At 63.6% G+C, this 3,697-nt stretch carries 3 protein-coding genes; all 3 read left to right on the forward strand.

The features are described 5' to 3' along the window. Window positions 1–299: 299 nt before the first annotated feature. Complete coding sequence (locus WC739_RS24925) at window positions 300–1,223, forward strand: ABC transporter permease subunit (RefSeq protein ID WP_372955652.1); 924 nt, start codon at window positions 300–302, stop codon at window positions 1,221–1,223. Next, the gene (locus WC739_RS24930) at window positions 1,216–2,337 is read left to right on the forward strand and encodes an ABC transporter permease (RefSeq protein WP_372955653.1); all 1,122 of its coding nucleotides are present in this window, start codon (window positions 1,216–1,218) and stop codon (window positions 2,335–2,337) included. The genes WC739_RS24925 and WC739_RS24930 overlap by 8 nt, the downstream gene beginning before the upstream one ends. A 14-nt stretch (window positions 2,338–2,351) precedes the next feature. After that, window positions 2,352–3,697: ABC transporter ATP-binding protein (locus WC739_RS24935; protein ID WP_372955654.1), on the forward strand; the 1,346-nt coding region annotated here is incomplete at its 3' end.

Consider the following 3,697-nt stretch of genomic DNA (forward strand, 5'->3'; position numbering starts at 1 on the left):
GAGCGGGTCCTCATCGACGAGGTCGGCCAGATCCCGCTCCTCTACTACAGCTACCACGACATCGTGTCCTCGAAGCTGCATGGCTTCACCGACAATGTGATGGACATCCATCCGTCTCGCTTCATCTTCAAGGACTGATCCTTGGCCGGACCGCGGCTCACCCGAGTGCGCTGCGGTCTGGTTTGTCGTCGCATCGGCCCGGAAGCGAAATCGATTTTCCGAAAGCCGGCGCGAGGATTTGCAGACTGGAATGCAATCGCCCAAATGGGCGAGCGTCCTCCGGATCAAGCGGGGCACCGATGCTGCGATACGTATTCCGGCGGCTTCTGACCGCCATTCCGACGCTGTTCGTCATCGTGACGATGGCGTTCTTCCTGATGCGCGTCGCGCCAGGAGGGCCATTCAACCAGGAGCGAGGGCTGAGCCCCGAGATCAAGGCCAATCTTGAAGCCCAGTTCGGCCTCAACGATCCGCTCTGGCTGCAATTCGTCCATTACCTCGGCAACCTGCTGCGCGGCAATTTCGGGCCCAGCTACAACATGCCCGATTTCACCGTCACCGAACTGTTCGCCAAGGGCCTGCCCATTTCGGTCCAACTCGGCGCCTCGGCGCTCATCCTCGCGCTGTTGCTGGGCAGCGTGCTCGGCACCATCGCCGCGCTCAACCAGAACAGGGTCGGCGACTATACGGTGATCGCGCTGGCGACCGCCGGCAGCACCATCCCCACCTTCGTTATCGCTCCGGTGATCCAGCTTGTGTTCGGACTGACCTGGAGGCTGCTGCCGATCGGCGGCTGGGGCGATGGCGCTCTCATTAACAAGATCGGCCCGATCCTGACGCTCGCACTGCCGCAGATCGCTATCGTCGCTCGCCTGATGCGCGGCTCGATGATCGAATCGCTGCGCTCCCATCATATCCGCACGGCGCGCGCGCTCGGCCTCTCCGACTGGTCGGTGGTGGTCAAGCATGCGCTGCGCGGCGCCATCCTGCCGATCGTGTCCTTCACCGGACCGGCTGCCGCGGCCCTGTTGACCGGCTCGGTGATTGTCGAGACGATCTTCTCGATCCCGGGAGTTGGCCGTTATTTCGTCGATGCGGCGCTCAACCGCGACTACACGCTGGTGATGGGCACGGTGGTGGTGATCGCCATCTTCACCATCGTCTTCAACCTGATCGTCGACGTCATGTACGCGGTCGTCGACCCGAGGGTGCGCTATGACTGATATCGCAGCCACGGCTCCCGCCATCGTTGGCCGCTCGCTCTGGGGCGATGCCTGGGCGCGCCTCAAGGCCAATCGCGCCGCCATGTTCAGCCTGTGCTACCTCGCGCTGATCGCGCTGATCAGCGTCTGCGGTCCCTGGTTCGTGCCGCATCAATACACGACCATCTATGCCGACTATGTGCGCATGCCGCCAAGCCTGTCGGCCTATCCGAAGCCCGAGATGATCCAGGGCGCACTCACGGACGCCATCAAGCGCATGCGGGTCGACATCAAGGAGTGGCACCAGCAAGGCAGCCAGGTTTTCGTCACCGTCACGTCGACCAAGCCGATCGACGACCGCAACATCCGCTACCTCGACCGGTCCGATGCCTTCGACGATACCAGGATCGAGAAAAAGTCGCCCGACGGTCTGGAAGTGACGATGAGCGCCTCGATCAAGCAGCAGTATTTCCTGTTCGGCACCGACAACACCGGTCGCGATCTTCTGTCGCGCACGCTGATGGCTGGGCGGATCTCGCTTGCCATCGGCCTGCTCGCCGGCGTCGTAGCCGTCGTCATTGGCGTGCTCTACGGCGCCGCCGCCGGCTTCGCTGGCGGCAAGGTCGACGAGGTGATGATGCGCATCGTCGACGTGCTCTATTCCTTGCCCTTCATCTTCTTCGTCATCATGCTGGTTGTGTTCTTCGGCCGCGACTTCGTGCTGATGTTCCTGGCGGTAGGAGCCGTGCTTTGGCTCGACATGGCGCGCATCGTGCGCGGCCAGGCGCTGTCGATCCGCCGCCAGGAATATGTCCAGGCGGCGGAGGCGATGGGCGTCGGCCAGCGTGGCATCCTGATCCGCCATGTCATCCCCAACCTGCTCGGCCCGGTGGTGATTTACATGACGCTGCTGGTGCCGCAGGTCATTATCCTGGAGAGCTTCCTGTCGTTTCTGGGGTTAGGCGTGCAGGAGCCGATGACCAGCTGGGGTGTGCTGATTTCGGTCGGCGCCAAGAACATCGGCACCGCCAACTGGCTTTTGCTGTTCCCGGCTTTCTTCCTCGTCTCGACGCTGTTTGCCCTCAACTTCGTCGGCGACGGCCTGCGCGACGCGCTCGACCCGAGAGATCGATAATGGGGATCGCCGAGATGGAAACTCCCGAAACGATCCTCAGCGTCAAGGACCTGCGCGTCCGCTTTCGCACCCTCGATGGCGCGGTCGAGGCGGTCAAGGGCATCAACATCCATGTCAATGCCGGCGAAACGGTCGCGGTGGTCGGCGAATCCGGCTCCGGCAAAAGCCAGACGATGATGGCGGCGATGAGCCTGCTGGCCTCCAACGGCGAAGCGACGGGCACTGTCGACTACCGTGGCCGTAACCTTCTGACGCTGAGCAAATCGGAGCTCAACAAGGTCCGCGGCGCCAGGATCAGCATGATCTTCCAGGAACCGATGACCTCGCTCGATCCCCTCTATTCGATCGGCAACCAGCTGATGGAGCCGATCCGCCGGCATCGCGGCCTGAATGCCGCAGAGGCGCGGGAAGAGGCGCTGAAGCTGCTGCGCCTGGTGCAGATTCCCGACCCCGAACGGCGGATGAAATCCTATCCGCACGAAATGTCGGGCGGCCAGCGCCAGCGCGTCATGATCGCCATGGCGCTCGCCAACGACCCTGATATCCTGATCGCCGATGAGCCGACGACGGCGCTCGACGTCACCATCCAGGCGCAGATCCTGATGCTGCTGGCCGAATTGCAGCGCAAGCTCGGCATGGCGATCGTCTTCATCACGCACGATCTCGGCATAGTCCGGCGCTTTGCCGATCGGGTCTATGTCATGCGGCAGGGCGAGGTCGTGGAGGAGGGCGAGGCGGAAGCCATCTTCGTCAATCCTCAGCACGCCTACACCAAGATGCTGCTGGCGGCCGAGCCGACGGGCACCAAAGCCCCGCCGCCCGCCAATGCCCCGGTTCTGCTCGAAGGCAGGAATGTCGAAGTGACGTTCAGAATCGGCGGCGGCTTTCTCGCCGGCGAGCCGCTGATGCTGCGTGCCGTCGACCACATCTCGATCCGGCTGCAGCGCAACCAGACCATCGGCATCGTCGGCGAATCCGGCTCTGGCAAGTCCACCCTTGGCCGCGCGCTGCTAAGGCTGCTGCCGAGCGACGGGCTGATCCGGTTCGGCGACCGTGACATTTCCACCGCCGATCGCCAGGCGATGCGGCCGCTACGCCGCGAGATGCAGCTGGTGTTCCAGGATCCGTTCGGCTCGCTGTCGCCGCGCATGACCGTCGGCCAGGTCGTCACCGAAGGGCTTCTGGTGCACGAGCCTCATTTATCAGGCAAGCAGCGCGATCAGCGCGCGGTCGAAGCGTTGCTGGAGGTTGGCCTGGACCCCAACGCCCGCAACCGCTACCCGCACGAATTCTCCGGCGGACAGCGGCAGCGCATCGCCATTGCGCGGGCCATGATCCTGAAACCCAGGCTGGTGGTGCT

This window comes from Mesorhizobium sp., assembly GCF_041661565.1.
In the GTDB taxonomy this organism is placed as follows: Bacteria; Pseudomonadota; Alphaproteobacteria; order Rhizobiales; family Rhizobiaceae; genus Mesorhizobium.